This window comes from Enterococcus sp. AZ149, assembly GCF_051714285.1.
Classification (GTDB): Bacteria; Bacillota; Bacilli; order Lactobacillales; family Enterococcaceae; genus Enterococcus_D; species Enterococcus_D entomosocium.
The window spans coordinates 25,518-43,249 of sequence record NZ_JBIORO010000001.1 but is presented as its reverse complement, the minus strand read 5'-3'; the positions used below and the strand labels follow the sequence as shown (position 1 = coordinate 43,249).

The following is a 17,732-nucleotide window of genomic DNA, read 5'->3' as shown; positions in this document are numbered from 1 at the left end:
TCCAAATTGGCCTCGCTATAATAGCCAAAGAGGGGGCAATCCGATGAACAAGTTCAAAGAGATATTTTTAGATTTAGAACAAAAAATTCTAGCAAACGAATACCCTCCGCATTCTTTGCTGCCTAGCGAAAACCAATTGATCAAAACTTATGGTGTCTCCCGCGAGACTGTCCGTAAGGCATTGAATTTATTGCGGGATGCTGGTTATATCCAAAAGAAACAAGGGAAAGGTTCAATCGTCCTAGACTTGAATCGCTTTGATTTCCCGATTTCCGGCTTGACGAGTTTTCGTGAGCTGCAAGATACCCAACGCATTCCTAGTGAAACAAAGGTTGTCGAGATCCGTAAGATCGCCGTTTCGCCAAAGCTGCACGAGACCACTGGTTGGCCTGTCGCTTCTGAGGCATGGAAACTGATCCGTCAGCGGAGAATCGATGGAGAAGTGGTGATTTTGGATAAAGATTACCTTGATGCTTCTATCATCGAAGAGTTGCCAGAAAACCGAGCGAAAGTATCGATTTTTGATTACTTTGAAAATGATCTTGGCCTTGAGATCGCTTATGCACAAAAAGAAATCACTGTTGACCCCGTCAACAAAGAATTGCGGGATCTAATGGATCTGCGTCCTGAAGATCAGCATGTCGTTACGGTTCGCAGCCTCGTGTATCTAGAAGACACGCGCTGTTTTGAATACACCGAATCGATCCACCGACTGGATAAATTCCGCTTTGTGGACTTTGCCCGTCGACGCAAGATTTGATGGACGTATAGACGTGAAAAAGACAAAACAGACCTAGACTTCACCGAGAAGTCTGGGTCTGTTTTATGTTTCAATCCCCCCCTCTCGAGATGATGCTGGATCGATCCTTCCTCTTTTCGCCTCTGTCGCTAACGATTCATCCTTTTGCTTTCCCGGCGTTTGGCTGCCGACGAACAAAAAAGGCTCAATCATTTATGGGACTGATGAAAAGCACAGTTGATTTTGAACAACTCAGTCGTCCTTATTAACAGTCAGCCACACAAAAAAAGCAGTACCCTCTGAGAGGATACTGCTTTTGCTTGCTATTTGGCGTAATCCGTTGCGCGGGTCTCGCGAATAACGGTTACTTTGATATGACCTGGGTAATCCAAATCGTCTTCGATCTTCTTGCGGATGTCGCGAACCAATCGTACAGCATCCAAATCAGAAATCTCTTCTGGTTTGACCATTACACGGACTTCACGTCCGGCTTGGACGGCAAAACTGGAATCGACACCTTTGAAGCCGTTGGCGATATTTTCTAGGTTTTGCAAGCGGCGAATATAATTTTCCAATGATTCGCTGCGGGCACCTGGACGGGCTGCTGACAAGGCATCTGCGGCTGCAACTAAAACAGAGATAACCGATGTTGCTTCAACATCTCCATGGTGAGAAGCGATCGCATTGATCACCACACCATTTTCTTTGTATTTGGCAGCTAACTCAGCCCCGATCTCAACGTGAGAGCCTTCGATTTCATGGTCAAGGGCTTTCCCAATATCATGCAAGAGTCCGGCACGTTTGGCTAACTGGATATCTTCACCTAATTCTGCGGCAAGAACACCGGTTAGTTTTGCGACTTCGATCGAGTGGTTCAAGACGTTTTGTCCGTAGCTGGTACGGAAACGCAAACGACCTAAAATCTTGATCAAGTCTGGATGAAGGGTGTGAGCACCGACTTCAAAGGCTGCTTGTTCCCCATATTCACGAATATGCTCATCCATTTCTTTCCGAGATTTTTCGACCATTTCTTCAATTCGAGCTGGATGGATCCGGCCGTCTTGAATCAGTTTTTCAAGGGTCATACGAGCAATTTCACGGCGAATCGGATCAAATCCTGATAAGACGACTGCTTCTGGCGTGTCATCGATGATCAAATCGATCCCTGTCAATGTTTCAAGGGTCCGAATGTTCCGACCTTCTCTTCCGATGATTCGACCTTTCATCTCATCATTTGGTAATGATACGACCGATACCGTGGTTTCAGACACTTGGTCTGCGGCACAACGTTGGATTGCTAGGGACAAGAGATTTTTTGCTTTTCGATCTGCTTCTTCCTTCGCACGCTGTTCAGATTCTTTGACCATGATCGTTAATTCATGGTTCAATTCCTCTTCCGTTGATTTCATGATCAACTCTTTTGCTTCATCTCTAGACAGCGCGGCGATGCGCTCTAATTCTTTCTGTTGTCCATCGATTAAGTTTTCTACTTCTTTTTCTCGCTCGTCAATTAATTGTTGTTTCTCACTAAGTCTGCCTTCTTTATCTTCAAGTGAGCGTTCTCGTTTTTCCAAAGAATCGTCCTTACGATCAAGTACTTGTTCTCTTTGGAGTAAACGATTTTCTTGTGATTTTAAATCAAGTTTGCTTTCTTTCAACTCACTTTCAATCTCTGACCGATACTTCTGATTTTCTTCCTTAGCTTCTAACAATGCTTCTTTTTTAAGAGTTTCTGCTTCTTTCTTAGCGCTTTCGATAATTCCAGCTGCAGAATTTTGGGCGCCGTTGATTTCTTTCTCATGACGAGATTTCGTCACATAAACTCCTAATCCAAGACCGACAATTAAACCGATGATAGCGAGGAGAATGTAAAGTAGTTCCAATGAATCCACCTCCATACTATCTTTTTAAATATTTTGTAATTTTGATTAACAAAGGATAACAAAATTATCAATTCGCTACTTCTTATGTGGAAATCCACATACGTTTATTCTAATGTTTGAACACAAGAGTGTCAACTTTAAATAATAAAGTAAACTTTCGCAACCCTTCCTTTTTACGGATGTTTTTTCAACAATAGATGAATCTAGCAAAAAGCCACAAAAAAGCCAAACAACCTCGTTGTTTGGCTTTTCAAGACTTATTCGTCTAATGGTAATTCTTCTTGCGCTTCCTCGAGGGTTACGGTCTCTCCTGTTCCAATCCCGTAAGCATCGCGGACGCGAGCAGAAACTTCTAGCATCATTTCTTGGTGTTCACGCATATAGTTTTTGGCGTTTTCACGACCTTGACCGATGCGATCCCCTTTATAGGCATACCACGCACCGCTTTTATCAACGATGTCTTGTTCCACGGCCATATCCAATAATTCACCTTCTTGTGAAATACCTAGGCCATACATCATGTCGACTTCCGCTACTTTAAATGGTGGCGCTACTTTGTTTTTGACTACTTTGATCTTCGTGCGGTTCCCGATGATATCTGTACCGGATTTCAATTGCTCAGCACGACGTACTTCCAAACGGATGGTTGAATAGAATTTCAACGCACGTCCACCAGGTGTCGTTTCTGGATTCCCAAACATGATCCCAACTTTTTCGCGAATTTGGTTGATAAAGATCGCGATCGTTTTCGTTTTGTTGATGGAACCAGAAAGTTTCCGTAATGCTTGTGACATCAAACGAGCTTGCAAACCAACGTGGGTATCACCCATTTCACCATCGATCTCCGCTCGTGGGACTAAAGCTGCTACCGAGTCAATAACTACGATATCAACCGCACCACTTGAAACTAAGGCGTCAGCGATCTCTAATCCTTGTTCCCCTGTATCTGGTTGTGATAACAAAAGATCATCGATATTTACGCCTAATTTTTGCGCATACTGAGGATCTAACGCATGTTCGGCATCGATAAATGCTGCTGTTCCGCCATTTTTTTGGACTTCCGCAATGGCATGTAAAGCAACTGTCGTTTTACCAGAACTTTCTGGGCCGTAAACTTCTACGATCCGTCCTCGTGGGTAACCACCTACACCTAATGCAACATCCAAGGCCAATGAACCACTTGGGATCGTTGAAATTTGTTGATCAACTTTTTCGCCAAGCTTCATGATGGCACCTTTACCATAGTTCTTTTCAATCTTCTTTAGTGCAGCATCTAAGGCTGCTTTACGATCATCTGCCAAACGGATAATCCTCCTTATATTCATCACTTTCGTGTGTCGTTCATAAGATAATAATAGTCCTTCTGAAGGGAAATTGCAAGAAAAAACGAACAAACATTCGCATTAATTTAATAATTCCTTACGTATTTGATTTAAGCCTGCCATGACAGCACTATGCCGAATATAGGAGCGGTCGCGGTTGAAGTGATACAGCTGGCTTGAGACGCCTTTGTCAGAAGCTAAGGCGATCCAAACAGTGCCTTTGGGCTGGCCTTCTAGTTCGTCTGGACCAGCAACACCGGTGAAGGCCACCGCATAATCGGTCTCTGCTTGTTTGCGGGCATAGACGGCCATTGCTTCCGCACACTCCTGACTAACAGTCCCATAGCTTTCTAAAAGCGCTGAATCGATGCCTAAGAGCTTGCTTTTTGTTCCAGCAGAATATGTCACGAACCCACCGGAAAACACCTCAGAGACGCCAGGAATCCCTCCTAGGGTCGCTTGAAACAAACCAGCGGTCAAACTTTCCGCTGCGGTGACGGTTTTCTTTTTCTCGATTAGTAGATCGACGACTGTTTCTGCCAGCGAATTTTGTTCCCCATATCCATAGAAATACGCACCGACCCGTGCTTGGACGGTTTCTTCTAATGCATCCAATTGTTTGATCCCTTGCGCCTCGTCTGCGGTTTTGACCGTCAGACGCAACGTGACCTCATTGGGTTTGGCATAAGGAGCAATGGTGGGATTGACTTGATTCTCGATCAAATCGGCCAATTCTGTGACCAACGCCGATTCCCCGATCCCGTAATAGCGCAAAACGCGAGAAAGCAAGACTTCTTCTTGGGGAAACTGCTCTAACAGAAGTGGTTTTGCGTGGGTAAGAAACATCGCCTGCAGTTCACTTGGCGGTCCTGGCAGCAGCAAATAACTGGTAGCGGCTGTCTGATAAAAGATCCCGATCGCTAGTCCATTGGGATTTGGCAAAGACTCACCGTCTTTGAAGACTAAGGTCTGCCGCAAATTGTTTTCCGTCATCCTCCGTTGACTGTTTTCAAAGAAGGCTTTCAATTGGTGATAACCTGGTTCATCTCGCACTAATTCCTGTCCCACATGGCGCGCAGTGACTTGTTTCGTCAAGTCATCGTCGGTGGGCCCTAAGCCGCCGCACAGCACGATCAAGTCGCTGCGTTTGTCGGCGATCGTCAGCAATTCCTCTAAGCGATTGGGGTTGTCCCCGACAACACTATGATAAAAAACATCAATCCCTAGACTTGCCAGTTCTTCTGACAAGAAGGTCGCGTTCGTATTCACCACCTGTCCTAAAAGTAATTCGGTCCCGACTGCAATAATTTCTGCTTTCATTCTTTTACTCCTTCATTTATCAGATACGTAAAAGTCTTTCATATTGACAAAAAAAGTCCAGAAAACTTCTGAACTTTCGTGACTTGTATCCTTGTTTTTATCGCTTCTTTATCTAGATCTAGAAATTTTACATAGAATCTTTAAAAACATTCGTATTTTTTATGAAATAATCGACCCCGGAATAGATCGTGAAGATCAAGCATAGATACAACATGATTTGATCGACAGGTAAACCGATCATTGAAAAGGGAATGTTGTTCAAGAACAAGAAAATGATCGCAACCATTTGTGTCGCGGTTTTGATTTTCCCCGGCCACGCAGCAGCCATGACTTCGCCGCTTTGTTCCACTAACAACAAGCGTAAACCTGTCACTGCCAACTCACGGCAAACGATGATCGAAACTACCCAGCCTGGGGCTTTGTTTAATTCGACCAGCATGATAAAAGCCGTCATGACGAGCATTTTATCTGCTAACGGGTCAGCAAACTTCCCGAAGTTGGTAACAAGGCCTCTGGAACGAGCGATCTTGCCATCTAGCCAGTCCGTAATGCTGGCTGCCGCAAAAAGGATCGCTGCAATAAGGTGCGTGTTTTCTAATTGTGTCGTACCAACGGTCATCGTGCCAAGATCGATCGGCAAAACCAAGACCAAAATAAAGATGGGGATCATAATGATTCGTAATACAGTTAATTGATTGGGTAAATTCACGAAATAGACTCCTCTCTGCCGACTATTGTACGAAATAACGGCAAATCATGCCACTACTTCTGCTTTTCACCAGTCGGGTGCAACAGATAACTTTTTAGCTAATGATACCTCAATAAGGCGCATTTGTCAGATTTATGCCGCATCGTCTTGGTATTCAATCACGAGACGGACCGTCTTTTGTAACAATTCAAATTGCGGATCAGAAAAGTCCACTTCCTGTCCATTGGCCTTGATGGAGATATTTTGGCTTGCTCCCAGGGTCAAAGTCGCATTCGTGGCGCCTTCTGGCAGCGTCATTGATTGCGTTTCCCCTGCTTGTAGAGTGTATTGGTACACATAAGCATTGTCAACTTGTACACCGACCCAACAAGAAGCATCTAGCCCAGTAAATGCCAATTCAATAGGGTTTTCCGCATCTTTCATCGTGATCGTGATCGAGGATTGCGTGGAATCGCTAGCCGTCATCGTCATTTTCGCTTCGCTGGATTCCGTCGTACTTGAGGACTCCGTCGCTTCACTCGAAGTACTGGTTTCTTCCGTACTTGTCGTGGTGGAAGCTGTAGACGCCGAATTTTCTACCACGAGAGAAGAACTCCCTTGGATCATCGGTGTTGTATTACGGTCTTGCCAAGCCATGTAGCCCACGATACTCACGATCGTAATGGCAACCAGGCCTAATAGAATCATCGGCAAATAGCGGACGACAAATGAGCCGCTTTTTTCTTCTACGTGCTGTGCTTTTCGTGAGCCGCTGACGGTTTCAGGCTGCGGTCTTTTTGGTAAGGGGGCGTCTAACGTATCTTTGCCATCAAAAACGGCCACCAATTTGTCGCCGTCTTCTCCAACCGCTGCTGCATATTGGCGAATAAACGCGCGGACATAAAAAGTGCCTGGCAATTGATCAAAACGCTCCGCTTCAATTGCTTCTAAATAGCGTTTTTGGATCTTTGTCATTTGTTGTAATTCAATCAATGAAATGTTCTTATCTAAACGGGCTTGCCGTAATTTTGCTCCAATCGTTGTTTCGTTGGCCACTCGATCATCTACTCCAGTCTTTTATTCATCTTTAAAAAAAGCCCTAAAATCGCTGCGCTGCTTGTCGTAAGGTCAGCAAAGCTGCTCTATCATTTTAAAACAGGGGTTCCCTGTATCAGTCAATAAAAAAAACTCCGTCACGCCGATTTCCATCTGGGCGCGCCGTCTACTAAATATAACATTTTTTCCGTGATTTTTTGCAAAAAAACAAAAAAAGATTTTGCTTCAATAATTAAAGAATACCATAAAAGAAAAAGTCTGAGGATAGCCTAACCACAACTCGCAAACAAATTTTAATACTTTTCGCCAAATTGGCATCAAAATGCAAGAAAAAACCACCCTTTGACGCAAAAAGAAAACACTGAATGATCTAGGAGTTGGGAAGCCCTTGAGCTGTTGGGCCTTCCTCCTTGAATCATTCAGTGTCGCTTAAATGACAGCTGTTTGACAAAACCAGCCTTCGCTTAGGCTTTTTCCGTTGGATACATGTAAAAACGGCTAAACGCTTTAGGATCGATAAAGGAACGAGCCGCTTGCTGAACATCTTCCAAAGTGATCGATTGGATCACCTCCGGTAGATCAAAGAGCGTCGTTTCACCGAATAAGCTTTGGGTAAACTGGTTTGCAATAAACTCCAATGAGTTCAGTGATTGGAAATATTTCCCTAGCATTTTCTTCTTCAATAACGTCAAGTTTTCTTCATTAATCTCTGGGTCGTGCTGGAAATTCATTAAGATCGCTTCGATCTCTGCCAACATTTCTTTTGGCTCTTCAGAATCCCCCGAGAAATCGGCAAAGTAAAAGCCGCGATCCAAGTTCACTTCAAATCCAAACGTGTCATCGATGATGCCTTGATCATACAGACGCAAATAATTGGCGGAAGTATTGCCTAAAACCAATTGGCAGAAAAGGTTCAACGCATTTTTGAAGCGTAAGAGCTCTCTTCCTGATTCCGGCAGTTTGTTCAAGTCCCCTTTGATCCCTAACACGCCTTTAGCACGTGTCACTGGCATGGTAAGGCTTGATTCTGCTTGAATATCGGCAAAGGTTTCTTCAGGAAACTGGCGAATGATCGCTTGCGTTTCTGGAAAGGTCTTGGCCGCTTGATTGGTCCGAATCCACGCCATCGTTTCTTCCGGATCGATGTTGCCTACCACAAAAAGTGTCATGTTGCTTGGGTGATAGAAGGTATTGTAGCAAAGATACAAGTCTTCTGCGGTGATCTGCGCAATGCTTTCCACCGTACCAGCGATATCGATATGCAGGGGGTGCTTCGGATACAAATTTTTGATGATGCCGAAAAACTGCTGCCAGTTCGGATCGTCATCATACATTTGGATTTCTTGGCCAATGATCCCTTTTTCTTTTTCGACGGTTTCTTCTGTGAAATACGGGGCTTGAACGAAATCGATCAACGTTTCAAGGTTCAGCTTGATTTGATCGGTTGCCGAAAAAAGGTAGCTGGTTTTCGTGAAACTGGTAAAGGCATTGGCAGAAGCCCCCTGCTGACCAAAGGTTTGAAAGACATCGCCGTCTTCTTTTTCAAACAGTTTGTGCTCTAGAAAATGGGCAATGCCATCTGGAACTTGATGCAATGCTTCGGGTGAAAACCCGAAATGATTGTCGACAGAGCCATAGTTCGTACTGAAAAGTCCGTAAGTTTTATGGAAATCGGCTTTTGGCAGCAAATAAACTTTCAAGCCGTTTGGCAATACTTCTTCATAAAGGGTCTCATTGATTTGCTGATAGACTTTTTTATTCATGGGTCGTCTCCTTATCCAGGAAGAATACAGCTTGCAAGGACACGTTTTTGGCCAATGCTTGGACATCTGCTACGGTCACTTGAGCCAATTTCTGCATAAATTCATCTTCCGTCATTTTCGTATTCGGTACCCACTGATTCAGATAGGCTGTTTCGATCAGTGCTTGTGGGTTATCCAACGAAAGCAAGTACTGGTTTTTCAACATCGCTTTTGTTTGTGCCAGTTCTTCCGCTGTGACTTCGCCACGCTGCAAGCTTTGCAGCTGTTGTTCGATCAATTTGAAGACCTTGTCGCGGTTTTTGCCGTCGATTCCTGTTTGGACCGACAAGTACCCGCGAAACGTATCGATACTGCTGGAAGCATAATAAGCCAAACTTTCTTTCTCTCGGACATTCATAAACAGTTTTGAATGAGGGAATCCGCCAAACAACCCGTTGAAGACCATAAAGGCGATCCGCTCGGCTTGGTCATAATACACGCCAGTATGATAGCCTAAGTTCAATTTGGCTTGAATGATTGGTTCCCGCAAGATTTTCTCGCGAATGATATTTTCCGCCGCTTGCTGATAAAAGACCGGTATTGCTTGGTCTGGCCGATCGGTAAAGGCCATGTTCTGGAAAATCTCCGCGACTTCTGCTTCAACCACATCGCCGATCACAAAAAGATCGATTTGGTCATTGTCCATCATTGAGCGATAGGTTTGGTAAAGCTCTTTTGCGGTCACAGCTTCTAAGTCTTGGGGACGGCCAAAGCTCGGATACTTCTGATTCTGATCGTTTTCGAAATACAACTCTTGCAGCCCTAAAGAAGCCAATGCTTGCTTATCTTCTGCCACGCTGTTCATATAGGCGATCAAGTTGTGCTTTTCGATGGTAAAGTTCTTTTCCTCAAATTGCTCCTCGTGGGCATTCGGATGGAACAAAACTTCTGCTAAAAAAGCGGCTGCTTGCGGCAAGACTGCTTCATCTGACACATACTTCCCGTTGACAAAGGACATCGCTGCATTGATTTGATGCAGATTGCCCCGTTTGTTGACATTCATTCCAAAGCTGGCACCGTAAAGCTCCGCCAGTTGACTGCTAAATGCGGTCTGCGTCGGATAAGCCAAACTAGTCGTTTCTAATAAACTAGTCAATAAAGTCCGTTTGGCGGTCATTTCGGCCTGCAATGGTGCAGTGAACCGAACGAAAAAACGGATCGTTTTAAACTTTTTGGTCGGCAGCACCGTTAACCGAACACCTTTTTTTAATTCAATAGACATGTGACACCCCTTCTAGAAGCAAAATTATCTCTTCAATTATAGCATAGCTGACAAACTTTCTCCTTGGCTCATTGATCAAACCTGCTGCAGCGAGCGTTTTTTTTTATAAATCTTGCATTTTTCGCTATACTGTCAGTAAGATTTAGAAGGGAGGATACAGGATGATTAAAGAATTTAAAGAATTTATTTTACGAGGAAACGTCATTGACTTGGCGATCGGGGTCGTGATCGGGAGTGCCTTCACCGCAATCGTCACTAGTTTAGTTGAAGGATTGCTGACACCATTGGTTTCATGGATCTTATCACTCTTCGGTAACGCCGATGCCTTTTCTGGCTTGGTCTTTGAACCCGCCAAAAATGTAGTCTTTGATTTTGGCCGCGTCATCACTGCCATTATTACGTTCTTGATTACCGCATTTGTCTTGTTCTTGATTGTCAAAGCAGTGAACAAATTACGCAATCTGAAACAACAACCTGAGGAAGACGAAGTACCAGAAATCACTGCAGAGGATTATTTAGAAGAGATTCGTGATCTTTTAAAAGCGCAAACGCCTACTGCCAACACCGTTGATCCACGTCCAACATCATTGGACGATACGATCAGATAAGAAACCGGCTCTTTGTCATTAAGGACAAAAGAAGCAATTCGGATTCATCCGATCCATCAATCATAGCGCTAAAAGAAGCAAGCACGGCGAACCTCTCTAGAGAGTCGCTGTGCTTGCTTCTTTTTTCATCCCGACATGCAGGATCCCGTCTTCATAAAAAGGCGGTGTAATGGTTTTAAAGCCATACTGGCCGTAGAATTTTTCTAAGTGGGCTTGTGCTTCGATCTCAATAGGCAAAGCCGGATAACACTGCTCAATGCGATGCAAAACTTCTTTGATCAGACGATGGCCTTCTTTTTGCCCCCGGTATGCCGGTGCCACAATGACCCGACCAAAATGCACCGTTTGTTCCTGCTGGAAAATACGGGCGTATGAAACGACCTGCCCGTCCTCATCAAGGGCCCATAAATGTTTGGCCTGTGCATCGATCACATCGATCTCCTGATACGCACACGCTTGTTCCACCACAAAAACTGCTGTGCGCAAACGGGCAAGTTGATAAAACTCCACCCCAGTCATTTCCCCTAACTCTTTTAGAAAAAACGCCATCCCATCACTCCTTATCTTGTTGAACCAAAAAAGAGTCAACAAAGTGTCAACTCTTTTTGTTTCAAACAGCTTCCGATAAAAATTCAATCTCAACAGTTCTGGTTAAAATATCTGAATAACTATAAGAAACCCGCTCGAATGAATTCTCGTTTGGATCCAAATCTACAACAAAAACTGAAGGATAAGTTTCTGTCAAAACGCCGCGACGTTCAGTTTGACGCTTACGTCCAGTCTGAGCAACTAGCATAATCTCACTACCGATACGGCCTTCTAAATCTTTCTTGATTGTAGCTAAAGTTGTTGGCATCGCATTCACCTCGAGCATCATTATACCACGAAATGCAGAAAATTTCAAGTTTACCATAAAATAATTCTACTTTCAATAAGATTTTTGTTAAACGTCTTTGATAAGCGCTATCAATTTTGTCCTACCGCGGCTGAAAGCGCTTTTTATTTTTTCGTAAGACAGCTTTTCTTGAGCCGCAATCTGATCAAGTTCTAATCCTTTTAAATAATTCATTATAACCATTCTTTCTAAAGACGATAAACTTTTCGGATACTCTACCAACGATTCATTAACAAACAAATAGGTCTCTGCAGTTTCCGCACAGCGATTATGATCGGTCAAAAACCGATTGCCTTCTTGTGAAAGCTTTTCTTCCAGCGAGCAGGCATCGACTTGGGCTTTGCGTTTTTGGGCATGCTGCGCCCGCAACAAGCTGCAGATACGGTTTTCAAAGGATCGCTTAAACAAGATACCCAGCGTCGTTCCTTTGTCCTGATCGTAAGTCTTTAGACACTTATTAAAAACGATCCGGCCTTCTTGCAGCCAATCATCTAAGTCATAATCCCGCAGATAATATTTTTTATGCAAAATCTCAACGATCGGTCGATATTTTCTGAACAACTCTTCAAATCTATCAGAAGGGTGTGATACTTGTCCTTCTTCCCTGCGCATCGATATCACTCCTTTTGTTTTTGCTTCATTTGCTACAAAAGGAGCGTATCATAAATGGCTGGGACATCTTCTAATTTACCAGACCAACTTTGTCCCTAACTAAGGTCGCGCAATTTCTTTTCAAGTTCAGCTAATTGTTCCGGTGACCAAGGGGAATTGCGCCGGAAATTTTCAAACCGCAAATCGGTTTGATGCTCGTGGATGTCTTTTTCCGTTTTTTCCACGCTTTTGTACAATTCCCGTGCCGAAGTTCGTAAGGCACCTTGAGAGAAGATCACCCACTGTTCGGCTAAATCGCTGGTAGCGACGGTGACTTGCGTCAATCGATTGTTTAACTCACCAGCGATTCGTTCAATGTAGCTGTCGGCGGTCTCTCCTTCTTCGGTAAAAATAACTTCCAGCTGATATTTGGTGTAACTTTGTGTCACACCAGGCACCAGTTGGGCATCAAAAACAACGATGATTCTCAAGCCTTCATATTTTGCATAATTCGATAGCCGGTTCAGCAAAGCTTCTCTCGCATCTTCTAAACGGTCCTGATTTTTCAAAAGAACCAGCTCCGGCCAAGCGCCAATCATATTGTAGCCATCCACGATCAGCAAAGGGGTTTTCATTGGGATGCCCCATTTCGGCTAGTAAAGGCCTGATACATCAACAAGCCTGCCGCCACACTGGCGTTCAAGCTCTGCACGTGCCCGGTCATTGGGATCGTCAGCATTTGATCCACTTCTTTTTTCAAACCTTCCCCCATGCCGCGACCTTCGTTACCGATGATCAAACCGACCGCCCCTTGGGCATTCCATGTACGGTAATCACTGCCACTCATATCAGTACCGAAGATCCAAAAACCAGCTTTTTTTAGCTGCTGGACCGCTTGGGTCAAGTTGGTCACTCGAGCCACAGGGATATGTTCCACTGCGCCGGTCGATGTTTTCACCACGATCGGCGTAATCCCCACCGCACGGTGTTTCGGAATGATGATCCCGTCTACGCCGCTGGCATCAGCGGTTCGCATGATGGAGCCGAAATTATGGGGATCTTCTAGATTATCTAAAATCAGATACAGCGGCTGTTCTTTCGTTTGGGCCAACAATTCATCCAAGGTCAAATACTGGTAAGGGGTGATCGCCAAGATCATGCCTTGATGGACCCCTTGGTCACTCATCGTATCCAGCTTTTGTTTTGGCACCCATTTGACAGGAACTGCCTGTTCCCGTGCCATTTCTTTCAGACGATCGATCTTTTCTCCCCTTGCCTCTTCAGAAAGAAACAGCTTGTTGCCTCGCCCTTCTTTCAAGGCTTCAGCAACCGCATGATAGCCAAAGACAAAATTATCTTCGATGGCTTCTCCCTCGGCTTCTTTGCGGCGATCCGGTCTATTTTCTTTTCTGGCTTCTGATTGGCCAGCTGTTTTTTTATTTGGACGCTTTCTTTGCGGTTTTTCTCGCATCTTCTTCTCCTACTTTCTTTATACACCAGTCTACCAGCTCGTCTAAGCGTTCTTTTTGCTGCGTGAGGTGCAAATACCCGATCAGCGATTCAAAGCCAGTAGCGATGCGATACGTCGTGACATCGGCATTTTTGGCACCCGTATGACTTTTACTATTACGGCCGCGGCGATAAAAATCATGTTCTTCTTCGGTCAGGATCTCTTCATCCAACATCTTTTGGATCAACGCCGCTTGGGCTTTGGCAGATACATAGTGGGTCGCCATATGGTGCAGTTGGTTTGGTCGGGTTTGGCCTTGGGCGACTAAATAATCGCGAATATAGACTTCATAGACCGCATCCCCCACATAGGCCAATGCCAAACCATTCAATTGTTTATAATCTCTCATACTTCTCGTCTCCATCGGGTTCCTTGCGGGGTATCTTCTAAGATGATCCCTTGTTCTTTCAACTCATCACGGATTTGGTCGCTGCGGGCAAAATCTTTGGCTTTGCGAGCGGCGATTCGTTCATTAATCAGCTGTTCGATTTCTTCATCTAGCAATTCTTCTGATACAAAATAAATCCCGAAAATCGTCAGCCATTCGCTGAACTTGGCTAATCCAGCGGTTAATAAAGCCAAGTCTGTTTCTGGGTCTTCGCTAGCTAAGTTCAGCCACTTCGCCAATTCATAGACCACTGTGATCCCATTAGCCGCGTTGAAATCATCGTCCATTTCTTTGATGAAACGTTCTTCAAATTCTTCCAGAACCGGTGCATTGACTTCCTCATCGCTGGCTTGATAATGACTGCTATTCAAGCGGAATTTGGCATTTTCATAGGTCGTACGCAATTTTTGCAGATTGGTTTGTGCTTCATGCAAGGTAGTCTCGCTGTATTTGATTGGTCGGCGGTACTGAGTCGTTGCCAAAAAGAAACGCAGCACCTGTGGATCAACTTTTTTGACCATCTCATGCACCGTGACGAAGTTGCCCAGCGACTTACTCATTTTTTCTTCGTCTTCACCGATCGTCACATAGCCATTATGCATCCAATAGTTGGCAAAGGTCTTGCCGGTTTTTGCCTCGCTTTGGGCGATCTCATTTTCATGATGAGGGAAGGTCAAGTCTTGTCCGCCTCCATGAATATCGATGGTCTCGCCTAGGTGTTTGGTCGCCATCACTGAGCATTCGATATGCCAGCCGGGACGGCCGGCTCCCCAAGGAGATTCCCAAGCGATCTCATCGCCTTTTGCCGCTTTCCACAAAGCAAAATCCAACGGATCTTCCTTGATTTTTTGTTCTTCACCGGTTCGCTGGCTTGCGCCGACTTCCAGCTCGTCGATGGATTGGTCGCTTAATTGCCCATAGTGAGCAAATTTACGGGTACGGTAATAAACATCGCCATTGACTGGATAGGCATAGCCTTTTTCTACAAGAGCAGCAATAAAGGCAATGATGTCTTCAATATGATCCATCACACGAGGATTCATCGTAGCAGGTTTGACATTCAGCGCTGCAGTATCTTCATTGAAGGCGTTGATAAAACGCTCTGCCACTTCTGGGGCCGTCGTACCTAATTCTTTTGCTGCACGAATGATTTTATCATCGACATCGGTAAAATTCATCAAATAGTCCACTGTATAGCCGCGGTATTCGAAATAACGACGTACGGTATCAAATGAAACAGTACTGCGGCCATTCCCGATATGGATATAGTTATAGACGGTGGGTCCGCAAACATACATTTTTACTTTCTTTTCTTCCAATGGCTGAAACACTTCTTTTTCTCGTGTCAGCGTATTATAGATTTTAATCATCGTGGGTAACCTTCTTTCCTTTGATTCGAACGATCTTTGCCGGGATGCCGACAGCAGTTGCTTCTGCGGGGATATCCTTCAAAACCACTGCATTGGCGCCGATCTTTGCATATTCACCGATCGTGACAGGACCTAAGATCTGCGCATGGGCTGAGAGAAACGCACCGGTTTTAACCGTGGGATGACGCTTGCCCCGCTCTTTGCCGGTTCCCCCCAGGGTGACTCCGTGAAACAAGACGACATCATCTTCAATGATCGCCGTTTCCCCAATCACGACCCCCATCCCATGATCGATAAAGACCCCTTGACCGATCTGGGCACCAGGATGAATCTCGATCCCGGTCAAGAAACGCCAAAACTGGGCCGTCAGTTTTGCCAAAAAATACCAGCGATGCTGAAACAAAAAGTGCGCCCAACGATGCCAAAATAAGGCATGGAATCCCGGATACGTGATGATGATCTCCAACGTTGATCGCACCGACGGATCGTGTTTTTTTGTTGCCGCAATTGCTTTTTTGAACCAAGTCATCTTCTCACCTGCTTTATCCAAACTTCTTGATACGAAAAAAGCGTCTTTCAAATAAGTTTCCTTATTCAAAAGACGCTTTTTTGCGTGGTCCCACTTTTGTTCGCAGTTCGGCACTGCCTTCAAGCGGGTAACGTCCGCTGCTTCGTCTTTGACTTGCGCCAAAGCCACTCCTAGGTGCATTTCCTAGCCTTTTTTGACCACTCTCACCTTCCGTGGCCTCTCTGAAAAAAATCGGCTAGTACTTCGTCTATTCGCTGTGTTTATAACACGTTATTCAAATGATCAAGGGCTTTTTCTTTCCCTAATAATTCAACGGTATCCGGTAGTTCTGGTCCATGGGTTTGGCCTGAGACTGCCACTCGGATCGGCATGAATAAATTCTTGCCTTTGATGCCTGTTTCTTTTTGGATCTCCTTGATAGCTGCTTTGACTGCTGCAGCTTCAACGACTGGCATCGCCAGCAATTTTTCTTTAAATGCTGTTAAAACCGTCGGTACGGTTTCCCCTGCCAAGACTTCTTTGGCTGCATCATCTAATTCAGGATGTTCTTCGAAGAACAATTCCGAAAGATCGACGATTTGAGCCGCAAAACTCATTTGTGGTTGATACAAGGATACGATTTTTTTCAACCAAGCAGCTTTTTCTTCGGTCAATGTTTCTTCGATGCGGCCAGCTTTTACCAAGTAAGGAACGCACATTGCCGTCAATTCATCCAAATCCATTTGTTTCATGTATTGGTTATTGACCCATTCCAATTTCTTGGCATCGAAGGCAGCTGGTGATTTGCTCAACCGTTCAGGATCAAAGATTTTGATCAATTCTTCTTGAGAGAAAATTTCTTCCTCCCCAACTGGTGACCAGCCTAAAAGTGCAATAAAGTTGAACATAGCATCTGGCAAATAGCCCAATTCACGGTATTGCTCGATGAATTGCAGAATCGATTCGTCCCGTTTGCTTAATTTTTTCCCAGTTTCGCTATTGATGATTAACGTCATGTGACCGAATTCCGGTGCTTGCCAGCCAAATGCTTCATAGATCATCAACTGTTTTGGTGTGTTGGCGATGTGGTCATCTCCACGCAACACATGGGTGATTTTCATATGATGGTCATCCACTGCTACTGCAAAGTTGTAGGTCGGCATGCCATCACGTTTTTGGATGACAAAATCGCCACCGACATTATCTGATTCAAAAACGATCTCGCCTTTGACCATGTCATGGAATTTGTATTCAGTATTGCGAGAGACACGGAAACGAATCACTGGTTTCAAGCCTTGTGCTTCTTTTTCGGCTTGCTCTTCCGGTGTTAAGTTGGCACATTTCCCTGCATAATGAGGCATTTCGCCACGCGTTCTTTGGCCTTCGCGTTCGGCTTCCAACTCTTCTTCCGTACAATAACACTTATACGCACGATTGCTTGCAAGCAATTGATCGATCAGTGGTTGGTAGATATCGCCGCGTTCTGATTGACGATACGGCCCATATTCCCCTGGATTTTCAGGTGATTCGTCCCAATCCATCCCTAACCATTGCAAGTTTTCAAGCTGGCTTTTTTCACCATCTTCAATGTTTCTTTTTTGATCGGTGTCTTCGATTCGGATAATAAATTCACCGTCATTGTGACGAGCAAACAAATAATTGAATAAAGCCGTCCGAGCATTCCCGATGTGTAAATGTCCTGTTGGACTTGGCGCGTAACGTACACGTACTTTTGTCATTGTTTTCCTCTTCCTTCATCTGATTTCCAAGCCAGCCAAGCTGCTTGGGGCTTATTGTTCAGTTTAGTGGGAAAGACCCGCGTAAAAAACA

General features: G+C 44.6%; 18 protein-coding genes and 1 other annotated feature. Of the genes, 2 read left to right on the top strand and 16 right to left on the bottom strand.

The features are described 5' to 3' along the window. Nucleotides 1–43 precede the first annotated feature (43 nt). Nucleotides 44–760 (top strand): trehalose operon repressor, encoded by a 717-nt coding sequence (treR, locus tag IGI94_RS00205; protein WP_005226457.1) that lies wholly within the window; start codon nucleotides 44–46, stop codon nucleotides 758–760. Nucleotides 761–1,062: 302 nt separating this feature from the next. Here the strand turns inward: treR and rny are convergent, their stop codons facing one another. The 7 genes from rny to yfmF form a co-directional block, all read right to left on the bottom strand. After that, nucleotides 1,063–2,637, bottom strand: a complete 1,575-nt coding sequence (rny, locus tag IGI94_RS00200; protein WP_005232891.1) for a ribonuclease Y — start codon at nucleotides 2,635–2,637, stop codon at nucleotides 1,063–1,065. Nucleotides 2,638–2,879: 242 nt separating this feature from the next. Continuing rightward, on the bottom strand, nucleotides 2,880–3,923 hold the full coding sequence (gene recA, locus IGI94_RS00195) for a recombinase RecA (protein WP_008376737.1): 1,044 nt from the start codon (nucleotides 3,921–3,923) through the stop codon (nucleotides 2,880–2,882). Nucleotides 3,924–4,025: 102 nt separating this feature from the next. Then, on the bottom strand, nucleotides 4,026–5,264 hold the full coding sequence (locus tag IGI94_RS00190; protein ID WP_438899285.1) for a competence/damage-inducible protein A: 1,239 nt from the start codon (nucleotides 5,262–5,264) through the stop codon (nucleotides 4,026–4,028). Nucleotides 5,265–5,391: 127 nt separating this feature from the next. Continuing rightward, entirely contained in the window at nucleotides 5,392–5,973 is a 582-nt protein-coding gene (pgsA, locus tag IGI94_RS00185) for a CDP-diacylglycerol--glycerol-3-phosphate 3-phosphatidyltransferase (protein WP_042890631.1), read from the bottom strand. A gap of 132 nt (nucleotides 5,974–6,105) precedes the next feature. Further along, entirely contained in the window at nucleotides 6,106–7,008 is a 903-nt protein-coding gene (locus IGI94_RS00180) for a helix-turn-helix domain-containing protein (protein ID WP_005232895.1), read from the bottom strand. Nucleotides 7,009–7,472: 464 nt separating this feature from the next. Further along, on the bottom strand, nucleotides 7,473–8,771 hold the full coding sequence (gene yfmH, locus IGI94_RS00175) for an EF-P 5-aminopentanol modification-associated protein YfmH (protein WP_005232896.1): 1,299 nt from the start codon (nucleotides 8,769–8,771) through the stop codon (nucleotides 7,473–7,475). Then, nucleotides 8,764–10,032 (bottom strand): EF-P 5-aminopentanol modification-associated protein YfmF, encoded by a 1,269-nt coding sequence (gene yfmF / locus IGI94_RS00170; protein WP_438899284.1) that lies wholly within the window; start codon nucleotides 10,030–10,032, stop codon nucleotides 8,764–8,766. The genes yfmH and yfmF overlap by 8 nt, the downstream gene beginning before the upstream one ends. Before the next feature lie 161 nt (nucleotides 10,033–10,193). Between yfmF and mscL the strand changes: the two genes are divergently transcribed. Next, nucleotides 10,194–10,640: a large conductance mechanosensitive channel protein MscL gene (gene mscL / locus IGI94_RS00165; RefSeq protein WP_005232898.1), complete on the top strand. Its 447-nt coding sequence runs from the start codon at nucleotides 10,194–10,196 to the stop codon at nucleotides 10,638–10,640. Nucleotides 10,641–10,736: 96 nt separating this feature from the next. Here the strand turns inward: mscL and IGI94_RS00160 are convergent, their stop codons facing one another. From IGI94_RS00160 to gltX, 9 genes are all read right to left on the bottom strand, one after another. Continuing rightward, the gene (locus IGI94_RS00160) at nucleotides 10,737–11,189 is read right to left on the bottom strand and encodes a GNAT family N-acetyltransferase (RefSeq protein WP_086298923.1); all 453 of its coding nucleotides are present in this window, start codon (nucleotides 11,187–11,189) and stop codon (nucleotides 10,737–10,739) included. Nucleotides 11,190–11,250: 61 nt separating this feature from the next. Then, complete coding sequence (locus IGI94_RS00155) at nucleotides 11,251–11,496, bottom strand: Veg family protein (protein ID WP_005226417.1); 246 nt, start codon at nucleotides 11,494–11,496, stop codon at nucleotides 11,251–11,253. An 87-nt stretch (nucleotides 11,497–11,583) separates the two neighbouring features. Continuing rightward, nucleotides 11,584–12,147, bottom strand: a complete 564-nt coding sequence (locus IGI94_RS00150) for a sigma-70 family RNA polymerase sigma factor (RefSeq protein WP_005232901.1) — start codon at nucleotides 12,145–12,147, stop codon at nucleotides 11,584–11,586. Nucleotides 12,148–12,242: 95 nt separating this feature from the next. Further along, nucleotides 12,243–12,761, bottom strand: a complete 519-nt coding sequence (locus tag IGI94_RS00145) for an NYN domain-containing protein (RefSeq protein WP_005232902.1) — start codon at nucleotides 12,759–12,761, stop codon at nucleotides 12,243–12,245. Further along, nucleotides 12,758–13,597 (bottom strand): 23S rRNA (guanosine(2251)-2'-O)-methyltransferase RlmB, encoded by an 840-nt coding sequence (rlmB, locus tag IGI94_RS00140; RefSeq protein ID WP_005232903.1) that lies wholly within the window; start codon nucleotides 13,595–13,597, stop codon nucleotides 12,758–12,760. The genes IGI94_RS00145 and rlmB overlap by 4 nt, the downstream gene beginning before the upstream one ends. Then, complete coding sequence (locus IGI94_RS00135) at nucleotides 13,563–13,985, bottom strand: Mini-ribonuclease 3 (protein WP_005232904.1); 423 nt, start codon at nucleotides 13,983–13,985, stop codon at nucleotides 13,563–13,565. The genes rlmB and IGI94_RS00135 overlap by 35 nt, the downstream gene beginning before the upstream one ends. After that, the gene (cysS, locus tag IGI94_RS00130; RefSeq protein ID WP_005232905.1) at nucleotides 13,982–15,394 is read right to left on the bottom strand and encodes a cysteine--tRNA ligase; all 1,413 of its coding nucleotides are present in this window, start codon (nucleotides 15,392–15,394) and stop codon (nucleotides 13,982–13,984) included. Before cysS ends, IGI94_RS00135 begins: the two co-directional genes overlap by 4 nt. Next, complete coding sequence (gene epsC, locus IGI94_RS00125; protein ID WP_034872105.1) at nucleotides 15,387–15,923, bottom strand: serine O-acetyltransferase EpsC; 537 nt, start codon at nucleotides 15,921–15,923, stop codon at nucleotides 15,387–15,389. Before epsC ends, cysS begins: the two co-directional genes overlap by 8 nt. Nucleotides 15,924–15,988: 65 nt before the next feature. Next, nucleotides 15,989–16,187, bottom strand: a binding site (T-box leader). Next, nucleotides 16,184–17,641: a glutamate--tRNA ligase gene (gltX, locus tag IGI94_RS00120; RefSeq protein WP_005232907.1), complete on the bottom strand. Its 1,458-nt coding sequence runs from the start codon at nucleotides 17,639–17,641 to the stop codon at nucleotides 16,184–16,186. It overlaps the preceding feature by 4 nt. Nucleotides 17,642–17,732: the final 91 nt, after the last annotated feature.

What these genes read in the sequence shown, in the direction of transcription:
- rny (WP_005232891.1), bottom strand. Translation starts at nt 2,637, where the DNA reads ATGGAGGTGGATTCATTGGAACTACTTTACATTCTCCTCGCTATCATC.
- yfmH (WP_005232896.1), bottom strand. Translation starts at nt 8,771, where the DNA reads ATGAATAAAAAAGTCTATCAGCAAATCAATGAGACCCTTTATGAAGAA.
- IGI94_RS00135 (WP_005232904.1), bottom strand. Translation starts at nt 13,985, where the DNA reads ATGAGAGATTATAAACAATTGAATGGTTTGGCATTGGCCTATGTGGGG.
- IGI94_RS00145 (WP_005232902.1), bottom strand. Translation starts at nt 12,761, where the DNA reads ATGAAAACCCCTTTGCTGATCGTGGATGGCTACAATATGATTGGCGCT.
- yfmF (WP_438899284.1), bottom strand. Translation starts at nt 10,032, where the DNA reads ATGTCTATTGAATTAAAAAAAGGTGTTCGGTTAACGGTGCTGCCGACC.
- treR (WP_005226457.1), top strand. Translation starts at nt 44, where the DNA reads ATGAACAAGTTCAAAGAGATATTTTTAGATTTAGAACAAAAAATTCTA.
- mscL (WP_005232898.1), top strand. Translation starts at nt 10,194, where the DNA reads ATGATTAAAGAATTTAAAGAATTTATTTTACGAGGAAACGTCATTGAC.
- IGI94_RS00155 (WP_005226417.1), bottom strand. Translation starts at nt 11,496, where the DNA reads ATGCCAACAACTTTAGCTACAATCAAGAAAGATTTAGAAGGCCGTATC.
- epsC (WP_034872105.1), bottom strand. Translation starts at nt 15,923, where the DNA reads ATGACTTGGTTCAAAAAAGCAATTGCGGCAACAAAAAAACACGATCCG.
- cysS (WP_005232905.1), bottom strand. Translation starts at nt 15,394, where the DNA reads ATGATTAAAATCTATAATACGCTGACACGAGAAAAAGAAGTGTTTCAG.
- IGI94_RS00160 (WP_086298923.1), bottom strand. Translation starts at nt 11,189, where the DNA reads ATGGCGTTTTTTCTAAAAGAGTTAGGGGAAATGACTGGGGTGGAGTTT.
- IGI94_RS00150 (WP_005232901.1), bottom strand. Translation starts at nt 12,147, where the DNA reads ATGCGCAGGGAAGAAGGACAAGTATCACACCCTTCTGATAGATTTGAA.
- IGI94_RS00190 (WP_438899285.1), bottom strand. Translation starts at nt 5,264, where the DNA reads ATGAAAGCAGAAATTATTGCAGTCGGGACCGAATTACTTTTAGGACAG.
- gltX (WP_005232907.1), bottom strand. Translation starts at nt 17,641, where the DNA reads ATGACAAAAGTACGTGTACGTTACGCGCCAAGTCCAACAGGACATTTA.
- rlmB (WP_005232903.1), bottom strand. Translation starts at nt 13,597, where the DNA reads ATGCGAGAAAAACCGCAAAGAAAGCGTCCAAATAAAAAAACAGCTGGC.